The sequence below is a fragment of the Saccharopolyspora sp. NPDC050389 genome (assembly GCF_040655595.1).
Classification (GTDB): Bacteria; Actinomycetota; Actinomycetes; order Mycobacteriales; family Pseudonocardiaceae; genus Saccharopolyspora.
On sequence record NZ_JBFAKG010000003.1, the window covers coordinates 111,631 to 129,157 of the forward strand.

The window sequence follows — 17,527 nt, forward strand, 5'->3', positions numbered from 1 at the left end:
AATGCGCTGCCCATTCTTCCCTCGCCCGCGACAATTCCGACCGCCCGGGTCACCGCGCTGTTAACTTCGGCCGCAGCGATCAAGTTCGCGGATCGCATTCATCCGCAAGGTCGCCGCAGCGTTGAACCCCGGCTGATCGCGAGCCGGGAATGCCGGTGCGCACCGGCAGCAATCCACTGCGGAAACGCGAATTCGGCGTTTCCCGAGCGATGGAAGGATCCATGATGAAGAAGCTCCTGGCCGGCACCCTCCTGGGGTTCGGCATGCTCGTGGCCACCGCGACGTCCGCGAGCGCGGCCGAGTGGTACTACACCGGCTACTGGTACCACACCGCGGCCGCGTGCGAAGAGGGCTACCAGGATATGGTCGGCGGCCCGGGAGGCCCGGGTGTGGACCTGCCGCACGAATGCAGGTCGGTGAACGGCGTTTACGAGCTGTGGCGGATGCGGTGACGGCTCAGCCCTGACCGAGCGCCCCGAAGCGGGGGCGCGTCCGGCGATCATCGGACGCGCCCCCGCTTTCTGCCGCTAGCCGACAATCCGAGCGGCAAGATCACGAATGCATGAACATCCTCGAAACCCGCACATCCTTCACCGCGGATTTCTCCACCCCTTGGCTCCTCGCCGGACTCAGCGCGGCCCGCCGGACTCCAATTCATATTGTGATCCAGAACACAATTCCCCGAAGAAATGAGCCCTGAGCACGCCATATCCGCAGTTTCCGCCGACGCGCGCCCGGTGGGCCCTCCTGCGCCTCGCGCCACGCGATACCTTCGCAGAGTGCGTGCGCAGGAGAAGCAAGCGATCGAGGCGGTGTCGGACCACCTCGCCAATCTGCAGCGCGCCCCGGACCCGCACGCCCTGGCCCGCGTGATCGGTACCACGCTCGGGGCCACCGGCTGCGCGCTCACCATTGCCGGCGACTGCTACCGGTGGGGGCACGGGGCCGGGCCGTGGCTCGAGCACACCGTCGAGTACGGCGGTCAGCCGCAGGGGATCCTCGCGGTCGCGCCGGAGTCCGCCGGGCCGGTGGCCGCGCTCGCCGCGGTGCTCGGCGCTCCGCTGGCGGAGGTGCGCCTGGCCGCCGAGACCGACCGGCTGCGCCGCGACGGCGATGCCGCGGCGCACGAACTGGTCGACGACCGGTGGCGGGCGACGGTGGAGATGGAGCAGGAACGACGTGGACTGGAACGCGACCTCCACGACGGCGCCCAGCACCACCTCGTCGCGCTGCGGATGGCGCTCGCGCTCGTCGAGCACGCCGGTGCCGCGACGGAGCAGCGACTCGACACCTTGATGTCCAAATTGGACACCGCGGAGAAGGTCCTCGTCGGCACCGCCGCCGGAATACTGCCGATCGCGCTGGCCACCGAAGGCCTGGCGGCCGCGCTCAAGGCCGAACTCGCCGGCCACGAGGACGTCATGCTCAACACCGCGGGATTGCGGCACCGTTACGCGCCCCTGGTCGAGTCCACCGTGTACTTCGCGTGCCTGGAGGCGGTGAACAACGCGCACAAGCACGCGCCGGGCGCGTCCATCGCGGCCACCGTCCGCGACAGCCACCTCGGGCTCGAGTTCGTGGTGTCCGACGACGGCCCCGGATTCACCGTCACCGCACTGAATTCCGGGCTGCCCAACCTGTCCGCGCGGCTCGCGACCGTCGGCGGCACCGTCACGATCCGCTCCGCGCCGGGCCGCGGCACCACGATCACGGGGTTCGTGCCGCGCTGAGCAGTCCCTCCGCCGTGCGCACCAGCACCTCGCACGCCATCCCGTCCCGCCCGCCGGTGCCCGGCTTCCCGGCGTGAGCCCGCCACCGCAGCACCGCCTGCTGCGCCGCGGCCTGCACCTGTTCGTCGTTCGCGTCCGAGTCCAAACCGAGCCGGGCGCGCGGATCGGCGCCGTGCGCGCCGAGCAGCCGCGCGGCGTCCGCGGCAACTCCGTGCAGCACCCGGGTGTCGCCGCTGGAGAGTTCGTCGAGCAGGTCCAGCTCGGTGATCTCGTGCGCCTCGGCGGCGATCCGGTCCACCTCCCACCGCAGCGGATGATCCCCGGGCAGCCCCGGCAACAGCGCGCGCACCGCGACGATGGCGCGGCGGGCGGCGATCACCGGTGCCCACGCGATCAGCTTGCGCGCCAACTGATCCAGGCTCGCGGACTCGCTCAGCTCCACCCGCTGCCGACCCCGGCGCAGCGTCGCCCGGAACGCGGGAGCGGGCGGCACCAGGCACAGCACCGCGTCGACCGATCCGTGCGGGCCGTCATCGGCGAGGAATTCCTCCGCCAGCGCCCAGTCGGCCGGCCCGTCGGCGAAGACCACCGTGACCCCGAGCGCGGACGCGCGGGCCACCTCGGCCGGGTCCACTGCCGCGTCGGCCACCACGGCCAGGCGCGCCGGCTGCGCGAGTCTCGCCGCGATGGCGTCCCAGCGGGGCCGGTCCGGGCCGTCGCCCGCGGCGCGCCGGCCCTGCCGCACCAGGTCCCACACCCGCTGGTACAGGGCGCTGACCTCGGCCCGGGGCGGGGTCGTCGTCGGCGCCATCCGGTCCGCGAGCTGCACCGTGACCACGGCCTCGCCGCCGGTCACCGCGAAGTCCATCGCGCCGCCCAGCACCGCGAGGCGTTCGGCGTCGTGGTCGAGCGCGGCGCGCAAGTCGCTCGCCGACAGCTGTCCGGCCGCGGCGGTCATCCGCGCCCGCAGCGCATCGTCCCGCCCGAACTCCACCACGACGGCGGGATCGGGGCTGATTCCCTTGCCCGCCAACAGGTTCAGCACCGCCGCGACGGCGTGGTAGAAACCGGACTCGACCTGCCAGCCGGCGCGCCGCCCGAGTTCGCCGCCGAACCGGACCGGGTGGGGCAACGTCGCCGCCAGCTCCTCGAGCGCCGCCCGCGAGCCGCGATCCGGCAGCATCGCCGGAAACACCCCGCGCACGACCGTCCGGAAGTTGTCCAGCATTTCGTCCACCGCGGTGCCGAGCTCCGCGAGCTGCGGCAGCGCGGCGTCCTCGGCCAGCAGCTCGCTGAGACCGCGCAGCCGTCGGCGCACGTCGTCGAGATCCTGCTGGGTCGTCGTGGTGATCGCCCGGACGAGCCGGCGCCGCTCGAGATCGCGCACCTGAGCCAGCCGCTCGCGCGCGGTCGTCACCTCCACGCGCAGCCCGCGGGCGCGAGCCTCGGCACAGTCGCGATCCGCGCGCAGCCGGTCCACCTCGGCCGTGACGCCCAGCCAGCCCGCGGTCTCCCGGATCGCGGCCTGCTCGTTCGCGCCCCAACGCCGGGTGCCGGCGACGAGCAGCAGCCCGCCGCCGCGCACCGGCTCCCTGGCGGACTCGCCGGCGAGTCCGCCGCGCACCGAAACGTGCTCCGGCGACGCTGCGACGACATTCAGATCCGCAGGCCGGCCGGCCGCGGGAACGCAGTAGGCGGCCTGCCCGCCGACCGTCTCGGCCAACTGCTGCACCAGCGCGGCGACCAGCCGATGGGGCGGCACGGATGCGACGAGCTCGTGCGCACGCCGGAGCTTCGGCATGCCGGCCTAGCCTTCGATCCGGCTCGCCCGCAGATAGGCGAGCACGGCAAGGACGCGGCGGTGGTGCATGACCTGGTCACGCGGCAGGCCGAGCTTGGTGAAGATCGACGCGATGTGCTTCTCGACGACCTTGGCGGAGACGAACAACTCCTTGGCGATCGCGTTGTTGGCGTGCCCCTCGGCCATCAGGCGCAGCACGTCGAGCTCCCGCTCGGTCAGCGAGGCGATGGGACTGTCCGCGCGACCGGCCGGCGCCTCGACGAGGCGCTTGGCGAGCACCGGTTCGATCACGATTTCACCCGCGGCGATGCGGTCCAGTGTGTCGGCGAGCACCTGCACGCCCGCGACGCGCTCCTTGAGCCGGTAACCGATGCGCTCCGCGTCGATCTCCAGCACGCGCATCAGGTAGTGCGTCTCGGCGTAGTGCGACAGCAGCAGCAGGCCGGTCTCGGGGCTGCGGGCCCGAATCCGCTCCGCGGTGATCAGTCCGCCGTCGGGCTCGGGTGGCATTCGGATGTCGAGGATCGCGACGTCCACCGGCTCGGTGGCGACGATCGCCAGCAGCGCGTCACCGTCGCCGACGCAGCCGACCACCTCGTGTCCCGCCGCCTCCAGCAGCATGACCAGGCCTTCCCGGAACAGCGCGCCGTCCTCTGCGATGGCCACCCTCATCCCAGCACCGCCCGGAAATGCCGCCGCTGCGCCGAACCCGGCCGCTGCTCGGTGATGTGCACGCGCACGAACCTCCTGCCCCGCACTCGCACCTGCACGATGGTGCCCGACTCCAGGGTACGCAGGTGATCGGCGACGAGGAGACCCATCCGGGCCGATGCGTGTGCACCGAGATCGTGGTCCGGCAGGTCCAGCCGCAACCGCAGGTCGCAGTGCTCGGCGACGGACAACCACGCCGGTTCGAGGCCGGCGACGAGCGCCGGCGGATGGATGGTCGCGCCGAGCAGCCGCACGCGGTCGACGAGTAGGCAGACAGCGTCCCGCAGTGCGTCGACCCGGGCCGCGAGCTGCGGATCACCAGCCGCGGCGGAGATCAGACCCAACTCGATGGCCAGCGCCGACAGACCCGCCGCCGGGCCGTCGTGCAGCTCCCGTTCCAGCTCACACCGGAACTCGGCGGCACCCCGGCCGGGCGCGCGCAGCCAGCCTGGCAGCCGCCTGCCCAGCCCGGTGATCTTGCGCGCGATGCCGCCCATCACACCAGCCTCACCCTCGCGAGAATCGGGAGAAAGGGTGCAAACCCCCTGTGGGGGTAGGGATATCCCCCATTTCGCGTGCACCATAGGATTGATCTCGCTTGGGTTGTGTTGGGTTGTGGTTGTCTTCGCTTTCGCAGGCGTGAAAGGGGCGCACGTAGTGCGGTATGGCGTTGGTATCGATCTCGGAACCTCATTCGCCTCCGCCGCGATCAGCGGCCCGGACGGTACCCGCATGGTGCCGATGTCCCCTGCCATGGTCGTACCGTCGGTAGCCTACCGGGCACCTGACGGTGAGTTGCTGACCGGCGACGCGGCGCTGAACGCCGCGTCCGACCCGGCGCGGACCGCCCGCAACTTCAAGCGCCGCCTCGGCGACCCGACGCCGCTGGTGCTCGGCGGGTCCACCTACTCCCCCGCCGCGCTGATGGCCGCGCAGCTGCGCGACGTGCTCGCCGCCGTGACCCGGGGCGCGGGCAGCCCGCCGGAGTCGGTCGTGCTGACCTACCCGGCGATCTGGGGCCCGTACCGGCGGGAGCACTTCACCGAGGTTCCTCGGCTGGCAGGCGTGGACGACTTCCGCCTGATCACCGAGCCGGAGGCGGCGGCGACGCACTACTCCAGCGAGCGCAGGCTCGGTGACGGCGAGGTGGTCGCCGTCTACGACCTCGGCGGCGGCACGTTCGACACCACCATCCTGCGGATGCGCGCGGGCCGGATGGAGATCCTCGGCACACCGGAAGGCATCGAGCACCTCGGCGGCATCGACTTCGACGAGGCGCTGCTCGCCCACATCGATCAGCGGCTCGACCGCGCGATCAGCGACCTGGACGTGACCGATCCGGAGGCGGCGGCCGCGCTCGCGGCGATCCAGGCGATTTGCGTGCGCGCCAAGGAAGAACTGTCCATCGAGCCGGACGTGCGGCTGACCATCCCGCTGCCCTCCGGACCGCGCGAGGTGACCATCACGCGGCTGGAGTTCAACGAGATGATCAAGCCGTCGGTGCGGTTGACCACCGATGCGCTGCACCGCACCACGGCGTCGGCCGGGCTGCGGGTCGACGACCTGTCCGCGGTGCTGCTCGCCGGCGGCTCGTCCCGCGTCCCGCTGGTGGCCCAGCAGGTGGCGCAGGAGTTCAACAAGCCGGTGCGGGTGACGCTGCACCCGAAGTTCACCGTGGCGCTCGGAGCCGCCCTCATTTCCGCGCAACCGCGGCCCGCCACCCCGCCGCCGAACCCGCGCCCGGCACCCGTCGGCCCCCCGCCACCCGCGGGCCGGCCCCCCGCCGGTCCCCCGCAGTCGGCCGCGCCGCGGCCGAGCCGCCGGAAGTGGCTGGTGCCCGCGATCGCGGCGGGGGCCGCCCTGATCATCGGCATCGCCGTGACGACGTTCCTCACCACCGGCGACGACACGCCCGGCGCGGCCGAGAAGCCGGTCGCCGCGAAGTCCTCGCCACCGAACGGTCCGCTGAAGATCTACGACGGCAAGGCCGTCAACCCGTTCGTCGGTTTCGTCGCCTCCGACGTCAACTGGGGCGGCACCAAGCTCTCCGCGAGCGGCGCGGAGCAGCCGCCGATGATCAAGGCGACGCCCGACCCGGGCAGCAACGGCGTGCGGGTGGCCTGGACGGCTGACTCGCCGGGGCAGTTCTACCTGCAGACCTCGAACCAGAACGACTCGATCGACCTCTCGCCCTATGTGGACAACGGGGGCGCGCTGGTCTTCGACGCGGTGCTGCACGCGCCGCCGACCGGCGACACCACGCAGATCGCGGTGCACTGCCATCACCCGTGCAAAGCCGAGCTGCCGGCCACCGGGCTGTTCACCAAGCTGCCGGTGGAGCAGCAGGCCACGGTGAAGATCCCGCTGTCCTGCTTCGTGTCGGAGGGACTGGATCCGAGGGCGGTCAACACCCCGTTCGTGGTGTACTCGCAGCGGCGGATGGACGTCACGTTCTCGAACGTGCGCTTGGAAACCGGCGCCGCGGACGACGCCGACGCCACGCCCTGCACCGAATTGCGCTGACCGGCCGGCGCAGCCGTCACGCGGCTTCCATGAGCGGGCGGGGGAACTGGTCGCGCAACGTGCGAAGTGCGTTGTGCAGCCTGCTTTTCACGGTGCCGACGGGAACGCCGAGCGCGGAGGCCACGGACGTCGCGGTGCGATCGGTGAAGTAGACCTCCACCACCGCGCTGCGGTGCACCGGGGAGAGGTGATCGAGGAGCTCGCCCACGACCATGCGGTTCTCCACCTCGTCGCTGGGCGCCGACTGCACGGCGGTGTTCGCCAGCGCTTCGCCGTCGAAGCCGACCTCGGTCGGCCGGGCCCGCCGGCCGCGGTGCAGGTCGATGGCGACGTTGTGCGCGATGCGCAGCAGCCAGCCGCGCACCGAGCCGTTGCCGTTGGTGAGGCGGTCGGCGTGGCGCCAGGCCCGCAGCCACGTTTCCTGCACGACGTCCTCGGCCAGGTACCGGTCGCCGGTGAGGCGGGTGGCGTAGGAAAGCAGCGCGGCACCGTGTTCCCGGATGACACTGTCCATGGTGTTCATTTCGCATTCCCTTCCCGGCGGATGTGCTGGGCGATCCCCTGGTGTCGACAGGAATGCTTCCGTTGATCGGCGCGGGAATCGTCGGGTCTGTCCCTCCGTTCCCCGGTGCTGTCCCGCTGGTTTTCCGGTGGCTGCCCCACCCCGCGAGGTAGGGCTGTCCCCCAGGCCGGACCCGTTCCCGGACTCGTCCGCGCGCCTTCTCCTGGAGTCACGGCAGCGTGATGCCGTTCGGTTCAGAACTGCTCGCAGGTGGTTTCCCGCGGCCGGGGCCGGTCTTCCCGGATCAGCAGCCACCACACCCCGTTTCCCCTGGTAAGGCCGTGGCGCGGGCCGACCGGTCTCGGGGTCTGCACGGCGAAGGCGTTGCCTTTCTTCCCGAATCCGCGTGTGCCCGGTCTTGATCGCGATAGTGTCGGTGATCACTATGACGAGCACTCCGGAACCGTTCGCGGGCCATCGCGGCGCCGTTCGCGCCATCGCCGTTTTCCCGGACGGCCGCAGGTTCGTCACCGGCGGCGACGACGCCACGGTCCGGGTCTGGGACCTGCGCACCGGCGTGCTGCTGGACAAGCACTCCGAGCACGATGACGCCGTGCTCGCCGTCTCGGTCACCGCCGACGACCGAGTCGTTTCGTGCGGCCGGACCGCGACGGTCGACTGGACGGTCCCGAACCGTGGGACTTCCCCCGCGCGGCACCGCGTTCGCGTCACGGCAGCCGCCATCTCGCCCAGCGGCGACGCCGTCGCGGCCATCGACCTCGCGGGAACCGTCCTGCAACCGCCCGACGGCAGCAGCTGGCCCAGCGGGCACCGGCTCGTCGAGAGCATCGCGGTGACCAGGAATCGGCAGGTCGTCACCGCCGGCTCCGACCCGCTCATCCGCGTCACGGACTGGTCCGGCGAGGAACTGGGCCGGCTGAACGGCCATGCTCCCGGCAACGCCGCGGTGGCGGCTTCCCCCGGCGGCACGCGCGTCGCCTGCGCAACCCTGGACGGCGTGCTCTGCTGGAACCGCGGGCAGAAGGAAAGCACGGTGCAGCTGACCGGCTGCGAAGACGTGGTCGCGGTGGCCGTGACGCACGACGGGCGACAGGTCGTCGCGGGCGATTTCAACGGCGGGGTCTGGGCCTGGGAACCGGAGCGCCCCACCAAGCCGATGCAGATGCACGGCAGGCACGACGGCGCCGTGCGATCCTTCGCCGTCACTCCCAACAGCAGGCTGCTCATCAGCGGGGCCGAGGACGGCTCGATCCGCGTCTGGGACCTGACGACGGGCGGCCCCGCGGATCCTGGCACGAAGCAGCGCCCGCAGGCCGGGCTCGCCAGCGACCAGGAGAGCGACGAAGACCTGCTCGACTTCGCCGACGACGTGCGCGGCCTCGCCGAGCTCGTCCTCGACCGGGAAACCAGGCCACCGCTGGCGATCGCACTGCTCGGCCGCTGGGGATCGGGCAAGTCGAGTTTCCTGCGCCAGCTCGAGAAGAACGTCGATCGGCTCGCGAGGGAAGCCGGCCGGAATCCGGCGCGCAGCGTCTTCGCGACGGCGGTGCGCCAGGTGCGCTTCGACGCGTGGCACTACAACGACGACCACCTGTGGGTCGGGATCGTGGAGCACCTGTTCGCCACCCTCGCCGAACCCGTGCCCCCCGACGCCGATGACGTCCGCACCGAACGCACCACCCTCCGCAAGGAGCTCCACGCCCTCGAAGAGCTGGCCGATCCCGAAGCCGGCCTCGGCCGGCGGCTGCGTGCGCGCATGCGGTTGTGGTGGGCGAAGCTCGTGCCCCGGCGTGCTCGTCTCGCATGGGCAGGCGGATTCGCACTGCTGCTCGCCGCCGCGACCGGCTTGGTGGTGTGGCTGACCGGCGGCGCCGTCTGGGCGTGGCTGGTGGGCGCGGTGAGCACCGTGCTGCCGGTCATCGAACTGATCACCACGACGTGGCCCACGGCCCGACGGCTCACCGCGGGCGACTGCCCGAACCTGGACAGCCGCGTGCGGGACACCAAGATGCAGCTCGCGAAGCTCGACGCCGCCCAGGAGCTGGCGCTGGTGATCGAGGAGGCCCGGTCCGGCGGTTACGAGCAGTACCGCGGGTTGTTCGGCCGCGCGCACGCCGATCTGCGCAGGCTCAGCGAATCCGCCGAGAAGGCGTTCGCGGAGTGGGACCAGGCCGACGAGCAGCAGCGGGCGGCCTCCGCGGGTTCGCCGCCGCTGGAACGGGTCATCCTCCACATCGACGACCTCGACCGCTGCTCGCCGCGCAAGGCCGTAGACGTGCTCGCCGCCGTGCACATGCTGCTCGCGCTCCGGCTTTTCGTCGTGGTCGTCGCGGTGGATCCCCGGTGGCTGCGGCGCTGCCTGGAGCAGTACCACTCGGAACTGTTCGGCGGCCACGCCGATGGGGAGGACGGCGCGACGCCGCTGGACTACCTCGACAAGATCTTCCAGGTGGTGTTCGGCTTGCGCCCCATGGGAACCGAGGCCGAGCGGTTCGTCGAGGCGCTCGTGCCGACCGAAACCGCGTTGCCGACGGCACCGGCGCCGGACGCCCCGCGGTCGGGCGGTGTCAGTCCGGAGATGTTCGCGCCGGAGGGCGCAAGACCGGCCGAGTCCCGGCCGCGGTCGCCCGATCCGCAGCCGGAGAAGCTGTGGCTGCAGACCGACGAGCTGGAGTTCATCCAGCGGCTCCGCCCGCTGCTGGCCACTCCTCGCGCGGTGAAGCGGTTCGTGAACCTCTACCGCCTCGTGCGCACGACCGTCCTCGACGAGAAGGACTTCATCCGCACCGGGGAGTACCAGGCCGTTCTCGTGCTCCTGGCGGTGCTCGTCGCCGCACCGGAAGGATGCCGGGCCCTCATCGCGATGCTGCGCGACCCGAGCCACGTGGGGGATGTCGTTGCGCTGGTGGAGGAACTCGCCGCCGCCGAACAGTCGGCACGAGTGCGCGACATCTGGGCGCGGTTGCTGGGCGTGCTGAGCCGAGGACCCGCAGTGCACGGGAATCCTTCGACCTACCGCCGCTGGGCGGGTACGATCGCTCGGTTCAGCTTCGAGACCTGGGACCTGACCGAGCCTCGCACGCGATCTGGGGAGGACTGACGTGGCTCGACTCGTTCAGCGACGTCACGTGCTCGGCGGGATCGCCGGTGTCGCGCTGGCCGGCGCGGCCGGCGCCATTTCGCTGTCCACCTCGACCGGATGCAGCCGGACGGAGACCATCCGCGTCAGCTCGTCGTCGGAGAAGGCCGCCCTCATGGCGGAACTCATCAAGAAGTACAACGACGCGCACCGCGCGGTGGGCGATCTGTGCGCGCGCGTGGAAATGAGCGCGCTCACCTCGGGGAAGATGAAGAACCTGCTCGCCGAGGGCGCGAAACCGCCGGAGGTGTGGCTGCCGACGTCATCGATGTGGTTGCGGCTGCTCGAACACGAGGGCCACGGCGACCTGCTGGTGCCGGGCGCCCGGTCGATCACCAGGAGCACGCTGGTCATCGCCATGCCGGGGTCGGTGGCCGCGGCGCTCGAACAGCGCAACAGGCCGCTCAGCACGTGGGCCGACGTGCTCCAGCTGGCCCAGTCCGGTTGGTCCAACTACGGAAAGCCGGACTGGGACGACTTCATCCTCGGCAGGGACAACGCCGAGACCTCGACCTCCGGCTTGGCCGCCACGGTCGTCACCTACAACGCGGCACCGGGCGAGTTGACCCGGGAACGGCTGAACGCCGTCGAGGTTCAGCAGTTCGTGCGCGACATCGAGCTGTCGGTGTCCAACTACGGCGACGAGGCCGTGCAGTACATGCAGACGATCTACGACCAGGAACAGCGCTGGGACAGCAACGACCCGGCTTACCGGCCGTACCTCGACGCCGTCGTGATCCAGGAGCAGATGGCTTACGTCTACAACCTCGGCGCGCCGACCGGTGACCCCGGTCAGATCAACAGCCAGGGCCCGAAGAATCCGCTGCGCGCGGTGCACCCGCGGGACGGGACGCTGGAGCTCGATCATCCTTTCGTCGTCATGTCGGCGGCGACCGGTGAACAGCGGGCCATCGCGGAGGACTTCTACCGGTTCCTGATCGAGCCCGACCAGCAGAAGCGCTTCGCCGACCTCGGCTTCCGCCCCCTCGACGACGCGACGCGGCCGACCGATCAGCTCAGGCGAACCCTTCACGTGCCGGCCGATCAGCAGCTGAACTTCGTGCCGCCGCCCGACGGCCAGTTGCTGGCGGCGATGCTGGAGAGCTGGCAGAACGTGCGCCGCAAGGCACGCGTGCTGCTGCTGCTCGACCTCTCGGGGTCCATGAAGGAATCCGTCAACGACCCGGACACGAACCAGGATCCGTCGAAGCTGCAGCTGATGATCCCGGCGGCCCAGCGGGCGCTGGATCTGCTCAACGTCGACGACGAGGTGGGCCTGTGGACGTTCTCGTCGAACCCGTCCGTCATCAAGGTGGTGCCGGTCTCCCGCGTCGGTGACGTGCGCGAGGAGCTCAAGGCCAAGATCCAGGGTCTGACGGCGGTCGGGGAAACGGCGTTGTACCAGGCGATCGATGAGGCGTACCAGACGATGACGAGAGATGCGAACCCGGATCGCATCAACGCGATCGTGCTGCTCAGCGACGGCGCGAACACCGAGCCCTACGCCGGCGGCGCACCGGCACTGCTGGCGAAGCTCGACCCGCGGATCCGGGAAACGACGATCCCCATCTTCACCATCCCCTATGGACGGTCGGGGGATGAGAACATCAAAACGCTGCAGGAGATTTCCAGGATCACCAAGGCCACGTACAACGACACGACCAATCCCCTGGACATCGACCAGACGTTTGAACGCGTCTTCCGGAACTTCGGGTGAGCACATGCCGTTTCCAGAGCGGTTCCGCGATCGGGTGGCGGTCGCCGAGGCGGTCATCTTCGGATTGCTGGGCGGGATCTTCGCGCTGTGGTGGCCGTGGCCGTGGCTGGCGGCGGTCACCGGACCGGCGATCGCCGTCGTGGTGTTCCTGATCGCCACGTGGCGCAAGCGCACGCCGGCCCCGCCCCGGCCGGACCACACCGAGTTCGACATCGAGGAACGGGTCCGCGTCTGGGCGAGGAACGCCGGCGACAACGCCCGCGGGCACGCCGACCAGGCCGTCGAGCTGGCCGGTGACATCGTGATCCTGAAGTTCCAGTGCGAGCGGGCCATGCAGTTCGTCGAAGACGACTCCGCGCGAGCGGAGGCGGCGAAGCGGCTGCGCACGATCGTCGACTTCGTCGAGACGCGCAAGCACGCCCCGGAACAAGCGGTCGGGTGGGACGTGCTGGTGAGGCACCTCCGGACGGCCCGCGAAGAACTCGAGGGAGAACTCCAGAAACTCCCCCGGAACTCGTGAACAGCGAACGGGCCGGCTCCGCTCGCGCAGAGCCGGCCCGTTCGCCACGTCGCATCCCGGCAGCTCAGCCGCTGGCGACCTCGCCCGCGGCGGGCACGTCCTCCGGCAGCAGCAGGCAGAGGTCCTCCAGCGTCGGCGACGCGGTCAACCGCAGCCGCTTGGCGTGCCGGGTCACCGCCGCGTCCATCACCTGCCGCGCATACCGGCCGTTGCCGAACGACGGGCCGCGCTGCGCGGCAACGAAGTGCGAGCGCAGCGCCGCGACGGTCGGGCCGGTGCACTCGTAGCCCGCCGACGCGGCGTGCTGGGTGACGATGGTGACCAGCTCGTCGTTGCTGTAGTCGGCGAACCTGACCCGCTGGGAGAACCGGGAGGACAGGCCCGGGTTGGCCGCCAGGAACTCCTCCATCTGCTCCTCGTACCCGGCCGCGACCACCACCACCTCGTCGCGGTGGTCCTCCATCAGCTTCACGAGGGTGTCGATCGCCTCCTGCCCGAAGTCCCCGCCCGAGGATCGCTTCACGGACAGCGTGTAGGCCTCGTCGATGAACAGCACGCCGCCGCGCGCCCGGTCGAACGCCTCGGTCGTCCGGTGCGCCGTGTGTCCGATGTATTCGCCCACCAGGTCCGCGCGGCCGACCTCGACCACCTGGCCGCGCGCCAGGATCCCCAGCGCGGCGAGGATTTCGCCGTAGAGCCGGGCGATGGTCGTCTTGCCGGTGCCGGGCGGGCCGCCGAAGATCAGGTGCCTGCTCAACGACGGCACCGGCAGGCCGGCGGCCTGGCGCTGCCGCGCCGAGGCGAGCAGGTCGACCATGTTGCCGACCTCCTGCTTGACGTCGCCGAGCCCGACCATCTGGTGCAGCTTGTTGAGCAGGTGGTCCACCTTGGCCAGGTCGGCGTTCGCCGCGCCGGCCCCGACGCCGCTGCCGGGCAGCGCGCCGATGTCCTCCGGAAGCAGCCGGGTCATCGCGACGGGGTTCAGCTCCGGATCGTCGGCCAGCCGGTACGCCTGGCGCCCGATCATCTCCTCGAAGACCTTCCTGGCGGTTCGACCGTTGCCGAAGGACTCGTCGCGCGGCAGCTTGTCGAAGTAGGACAGCACCGCCTCCTTCGTCTCGAACTCCAGCCGGTAGTCGTTCGACCGGCACATACCCTCGACGATCGTGACCAGTTCCGCCGAGGAGTAGTCGGCGAACTCGATCGTGCGGGAGAACCGGGAGCCGAGCCCCGGGTTGGTGGCCAGGAACTTGCGCATCTCGAGGGTGTAACCGGCGACGATCACCACGACGTCGTCGCGGTGGTCCTCCATCAGCTTGACCAGGGTGTCGACCGCTTCCTGCCCGAAGTCCGGGCCGCCACCACCGGCCGCCGACAGGGTGTAGGCCTCGTCGATGAACAGCACGCCGCCCAACGCCTTCTCGAAGCACTCGGTCGTCTTCAGCGCCGTGCCGCCGACGATGCTGGCCACGAGGTCGGCGCGGCCCACCTCGATGAGCTGGCCGGTGCGCAGCACCCCCAGCTCCGCCAGGATCTTGCCGTAGAGCCGGGCGACGGTGGTCTTGCCCGTACCGGGCGCGCCGGCGAACACCAGGTGCCTGCTCATCGGCGGCATCGGCAGGCCGACCGCCGCCCGCTTCTCGGCCATCTGCTCCAGCCGGGTCAGCACCTCCACCTCGCGCTTGACGTCGGTGAGCCCGACCAGCGCGTCCAGCTCGCCGAGCAGGTCGCCGAGCGGTCCCTCGGAACTCCGCTTGACCGGCGCGTCCGCGGTGGACGCCGGCTTCTCCGGGCCGGACGGTTCCTGCGGTGTCCGCGAGCTGCCGAACTGCTGCGGTTCGGTGGGCGCTGCGGGTTCGGCCGCGGACGAGTCGTCGCTTTCCGGGTCCCCGTTCTGCCTGCTGGTGAGGGCGTTGACCCGCAGGTTGTCCCGCCGGACGAGCACCCGAACCCCGGCGCCGCCGTTGTCCCGGGTGAGGCAGTCGCGGACGGTGATGGACTCGGTGGAGCCGACGGTGACGCCGTCGGCTCCGTTGCCGAAGATCTCGCAACTGTCCAGCACGCCGGAGGAACCGGCCGACCATTCCAGGCCGCTGCCTTCGGAATCCCGGATCCTGCTCCGCTCCAAGGCGATCGAGGAAGCACCGGAGGCCAACAGCCCTTGCTGCCCCGCCGCCGAGAGCTCGCAGCCGCGCAGGACAGCCTGGCCGTCCGACACCAGCACGTTGATCTCGCCGCTGTCGGACACGGTGACGTCGCGCAGATCCGCCGACGCCTCCGCCGAAATCTTGACGCCGTTCCCCGCGGCGCCCGAAATCACGACGTCATCGACTTCCAGGCGCGCCTTCTCGAGCAGCAGCACACCGTCGGCTGCCGGTTCGGTCACGGTGCCGCCGTTGATGGTCGCCGTCGCGGACCGGATCTCCATCGCGGACCCACCTGCTCGCCGCAGGCTGAGGTCGCGGAAGGAGGCCTTGCCGTTGTCGGTGACGACCACCGCCTGTCCACCGGAGCCGCTCACGGTCAGGTCGGCGAAGGACGGGGCCGAGTCGGAGATCCACACGCCCGCGTCGTGCGGCTCCGAAACCGAGCATTCGGCGAAGGTTCCGCCCGACCGCTCCACCACGTGCACGCCGTACCCGCCGGGCTTGTGGACCTGCAGACCGCGAACTTCGGGCTCGGCCTGCTGCATCAGCACCAGGCCCTGCGAGACGGGGGAATCGATCCGGCAGTTCTCGATCAGCGGCGTGGACTGCGATGCGACCAGCAATCCCACGCCATTGGTTTCGGCGATCGTGGTTCCGGTGACCCGCAACGCGCTGCGGCCCTCGACGACCACGGCCGGGCTGCCGGCCCGCATGATCCGGCAGTCGCGCACCGCGCCTTGCGCACGCTCGGCGGCCAGCACGGCGCTGCCTTCGATGTCGACGATCGTGCAGTCGACGAACTGCGGGCTCGCGCCCGTGCGGATCACCACCGCGGCGGACTTGAAGCCGCTGAGCTCGCAGCCGGTGAACTGGCCCTGCGCACCGTCCACCGCGATCACACCGGCGCCGACCGGGTTGGTGAACTCGCAGCCCGTGGCGCTGCCTTCCACCTGCCCGTGCGCGTATAACGCCGCCGCGGACGCCGCCTCGACGCGGCACTCCTCCAGCCGCAGCCGCCCGGTGGGCAGATCGATCGCGGAGGTTTCGAGACCACTGTGGACGATGGTGAGCCCGGACAGGACCGCCGTTTCGGCGGCCATCACGATCGTCGGGTCGCCGCTGGACTCGATCCGGGTTCATCCTCGTCGACGACTACGACCTGCTGGCCTCCGGCATGGGCGGACCGCTGGACGCCCTGCTGGACCTGCTCCCGCAGGCCACCGACATCGGCCTGCACGTCATCCTGGCCCGCAGCGCGGCCGGGTCGTCCCGGTTGTCGATGGATTCCGTGGTGCGGCGCATGCAGGAGTCCAACACGCCGGACCTGGCGCTGTCCTGCCCGCCGACGGAAATGCCGCTGCTGAACGGGATGCGCCCGCAGCAGTTGCCCGCCGGGCGCGCGCATCTGGTGACCCGCCGGAGCGCGACGCTGCTGCAGACCGGCTGGCTCGAACCGCGCGGTGCGGCGGCGGAGATCGGGAGCCGGGCATGAGGGGCCGAGCCCTTGCGGTGACAACAGCGCTCGTGGTGTCGGCGCTCGCCTGGGTCGCACCGCCGCTGGCCGCGCAGCAGCAGTGCGCCCCGCCCGCCGACAAGGTGAGCCAGGCGGCGGGATGGTCCCTGCAGCGGCTGGCCCCGGAGCGCGTGTGGGGTTTCAGCCGCGGTGAATCGACGATCGTCGCCGTCGTCGGGACCGGCGTCAGCGCCGCGAGCCCGGCCCTGGCCGGGTCCGTCCACTCCGGACAGAACCTGGCCGGGGCGGGACCGGCCGACAACGACTGCTCCGGCCGCGACACGTTCATAGCCGGGGTGATCGCGGCCCACCCGATGCCCGGAACCGGATTCACCGGGATCGCGCCGGGAGCGCAGATCCTGCCGATCCGGGTGACCGACGATGCGTCGAAGGTCGACCCGGGCAGGCTGGCCGCGGGCATCCGGCAGGCCGCCGATTCGGGCGCCCGGGTCATCGCGGTCACGGTCGGCACGCCGGTCGCGGCGCCGGACCTGCGAGCCGCGGTGACCTACGCCCTCTCCCGCGACGCGCTGGTCGTCGCCGCCGCCGACGCGGATGCCGGAAAGGACGCGATCCCGTATCCGGCCGGTTTCCCGGAGGCGCTCGCGGTCGCGGGCATCGACGAACAAGGATCACCGATCACGTCGGCGGTGCGCCCCTCGCTGGTGGCGCCGGGCAAGAACGTCGTCAGCATCGGTCCCGCCGGTGCCGGGCACCTCGTCGCCTCCGCGGGAGGCATCGGCGTCGGGTTCGTCGCCGGTGCCGCCGCGCTGGTGCGCGACTACCACCGCGACCTCTCGCCCGCGGAGGTCCGGCACCGCCTGGAGTCGACCGCGGACCACCCGTCGACGGCGCTGCCCGATCCGCAGCGCGGCTACGGAGTGGTCAATCCGCATGCCGCGGTCACAACGGTGCTGCCCGCCGAATCCGGGGAACAGCCGATGCCCGTCCGAGCACCGAGCGTCCAGCTCCCATCTGTTCCCGTGGTCGACCCGCTACCCAACGCGGTGGCGCTGGTGGTGACGACCGTGGTGGGCGCGGCGATGCTGACCGGCGCGATCGCGGCCGCGCTCGTCCGGCGCGCCCGCAAGCGAGGCTGGCGATCGGCCTGGAACGCGCCGCCGAAGGACGGCCAGCCAGCGCGCTCCTGACCCGGCTGGCCCGGCACTCGCGGTAGCCGGCCGTGCTCGTTCGGCGAGCGCG

General features: G+C 71.2%; 13 protein-coding genes. 8 read left to right on the forward strand and 5 right to left on the reverse strand.

Annotation, left to right across the window (positions count from 1 at the left end):
- The first annotated feature begins 224 nt into the window (after nucleotides 1-224).
- Nucleotides 225-452 carry a hypothetical protein gene (locus AB0I53_RS02820; protein ID WP_358595408.1) on the forward strand — a complete coding sequence of 76 codons (228 nt, stop codon included), beginning with the start codon at nucleotides 225-227 and terminating at the stop codon, nucleotides 450-452.
- Nucleotides 453-779: 327 nt separating this feature from the next.
- Nucleotides 780-1,730, forward strand: a complete 951-nt coding sequence (locus AB0I53_RS02825) for an ATP-binding protein (protein WP_358595410.1) — start codon at nucleotides 780-782, stop codon at nucleotides 1,728-1,730.
- Here the strand turns inward: AB0I53_RS02825 and AB0I53_RS02830 are convergent.
- The 3 genes from AB0I53_RS02830 to AB0I53_RS02840 are packed head-to-tail and all read right to left on the reverse strand — an operon-like array spanning nucleotide 1,708 to nucleotide 4,739.
- Nucleotides 1,708-3,531: a hypothetical protein gene (locus AB0I53_RS02830; RefSeq protein ID WP_358595413.1), complete on the reverse strand. Its 1,824-nt coding sequence runs from the start codon at nucleotides 3,529-3,531 to the stop codon at nucleotides 1,708-1,710. The genes AB0I53_RS02825 and AB0I53_RS02830 overlap by 23 nt on opposite strands.
- Before the next feature lie 6 nt (nucleotides 3,532-3,537).
- Nucleotides 3,538-4,203, reverse strand: a complete 666-nt coding sequence (locus AB0I53_RS02835) for a response regulator transcription factor (protein WP_358595416.1) — start codon at nucleotides 4,201-4,203, stop codon at nucleotides 3,538-3,540.
- Complete coding sequence (locus tag AB0I53_RS02840; RefSeq protein WP_358595419.1) at nucleotides 4,200-4,739, reverse strand: histidine kinase; 540 nt, start codon at nucleotides 4,737-4,739, stop codon at nucleotides 4,200-4,202. Before AB0I53_RS02840 ends, AB0I53_RS02835 begins: the two co-directional genes overlap by 4 nt.
- Before the next feature lie 160 nt (nucleotides 4,740-4,899).
- Between AB0I53_RS02840 and AB0I53_RS02845 the strand changes: the two genes are divergently transcribed.
- The gene (locus tag AB0I53_RS02845; protein ID WP_358595422.1) at nucleotides 4,900-6,765 is read left to right on the forward strand and encodes an Hsp70 family protein; all 1,866 of its coding nucleotides are present in this window, start codon (nucleotides 4,900-4,902) and stop codon (nucleotides 6,763-6,765) included.
- Between the two features lie 16 nt (nucleotides 6,766-6,781).
- On the opposite strand, the gene AB0I53_RS02850 is transcribed toward AB0I53_RS02845, so the two are convergent.
- A complete protein-coding gene (locus AB0I53_RS02850) occupies nucleotides 6,782-7,288 on the reverse strand; it encodes a sigma-70 family RNA polymerase sigma factor (protein ID WP_358595425.1) in 507 nt (168 codons plus the stop codon).
- A 424-nt stretch (nucleotides 7,289-7,712) separates the two neighbouring features.
- Between AB0I53_RS02850 and AB0I53_RS02855 the strand changes: the two genes are divergently transcribed.
- The 3 genes from AB0I53_RS02855 to AB0I53_RS02865 are packed head-to-tail and all read left to right on the forward strand — an operon-like array spanning nucleotide 7,713 to nucleotide 12,664.
- Nucleotides 7,713-10,388, forward strand: a complete 2,676-nt coding sequence (locus tag AB0I53_RS02855; protein WP_358595428.1) for a P-loop NTPase fold protein — start codon at nucleotides 7,713-7,715, stop codon at nucleotides 10,386-10,388.
- Nucleotide 10,389: 1 nt separating this feature from the next.
- Entirely contained in the window at nucleotides 10,390-12,144 is a 1,755-nt protein-coding gene (locus AB0I53_RS02860; protein WP_358595431.1) for a substrate-binding and VWA domain-containing protein, read from the forward strand.
- Nucleotides 12,145-12,148: 4 nt separating this feature from the next.
- On the forward strand, nucleotides 12,149-12,664 hold the full coding sequence (locus tag AB0I53_RS02865; protein ID WP_358595434.1) for a hypothetical protein: 516 nt from the start codon (nucleotides 12,149-12,151) through the stop codon (nucleotides 12,662-12,664).
- Between the two features lie 64 nt (nucleotides 12,665-12,728).
- On the opposite strand, the gene AB0I53_RS02870 is transcribed toward AB0I53_RS02865, so the two are convergent.
- The gene (locus tag AB0I53_RS02870; RefSeq protein WP_358595437.1) at nucleotides 12,729-15,911 is read right to left on the reverse strand and encodes a right-handed parallel beta-helix repeat-containing protein; all 3,183 of its coding nucleotides are present in this window, start codon (nucleotides 15,909-15,911) and stop codon (nucleotides 12,729-12,731) included.
- Nucleotides 15,912-15,985: 74 nt separating this feature from the next.
- Here AB0I53_RS02870 and AB0I53_RS02875 point away from each other — a divergent pair, with 74 nt between their 5' ends.
- Both AB0I53_RS02875 and AB0I53_RS02880 read left to right on the forward strand, forming a co-directional pair.
- Nucleotides 15,986-16,303: a hypothetical protein gene (locus AB0I53_RS02875; RefSeq protein WP_358595440.1), complete on the forward strand. Its 318-nt coding sequence runs from the start codon at nucleotides 15,986-15,988 to the stop codon at nucleotides 16,301-16,303.
- The gene (locus AB0I53_RS02880) at nucleotides 16,300-17,475 is read left to right on the forward strand and encodes a S8 family serine peptidase (protein WP_358595443.1); all 1,176 of its coding nucleotides are present in this window, start codon (nucleotides 16,300-16,302) and stop codon (nucleotides 17,473-17,475) included. The genes AB0I53_RS02875 and AB0I53_RS02880 overlap by 4 nt, the downstream gene beginning before the upstream one ends.
- Nucleotides 17,476-17,527: the final 52 nt, after the last annotated feature.

What these genes read in the sequence shown, in the direction of transcription:
- AB0I53_RS02865 (WP_358595434.1), top strand. Translation starts at nt 12,149, where the DNA reads ATGCCGTTTCCAGAGCGGTTCCGCGATCGGGTGGCGGTCGCCGAGGCG.
- AB0I53_RS02880 (WP_358595443.1), top strand. Translation starts at nt 16,300, where the DNA reads ATGAGGGGCCGAGCCCTTGCGGTGACAACAGCGCTCGTGGTGTCGGCG.
- AB0I53_RS02875 (WP_358595440.1), top strand. Translation starts at nt 15,986, where the DNA reads ATGGGCGGACCGCTGGACGCCCTGCTGGACCTGCTCCCGCAGGCCACC.
- AB0I53_RS02835 (WP_358595416.1), bottom strand. Translation starts at nt 4,203, where the DNA reads ATGAGGGTGGCCATCGCAGAGGACGGCGCGCTGTTCCGGGAAGGCCTG.
- AB0I53_RS02870 (WP_358595437.1), bottom strand. Translation starts at nt 15,911, where the DNA reads ATGGCCGCCGAAACGGCGGTCCTGTCCGGGCTCACCATCGTCCACAGT.
- AB0I53_RS02850 (WP_358595425.1), bottom strand. Translation starts at nt 7,288, where the DNA reads ATGAACACCATGGACAGTGTCATCCGGGAACACGGTGCCGCGCTGCTT.
- AB0I53_RS02840 (WP_358595419.1), bottom strand. Translation starts at nt 4,739, where the DNA reads ATGGGCGGCATCGCGCGCAAGATCACCGGGCTGGGCAGGCGGCTGCCA.
- AB0I53_RS02855 (WP_358595428.1), top strand. Translation starts at nt 7,713, where the DNA reads ATGACGAGCACTCCGGAACCGTTCGCGGGCCATCGCGGCGCCGTTCGC.
- AB0I53_RS02830 (WP_358595413.1), bottom strand. Translation starts at nt 3,531, where the DNA reads ATGCCGAAGCTCCGGCGTGCGCACGAGCTCGTCGCATCCGTGCCGCCC.
- AB0I53_RS02820 (WP_358595408.1), top strand. Translation starts at nt 225, where the DNA reads ATGAAGAAGCTCCTGGCCGGCACCCTCCTGGGGTTCGGCATGCTCGTG.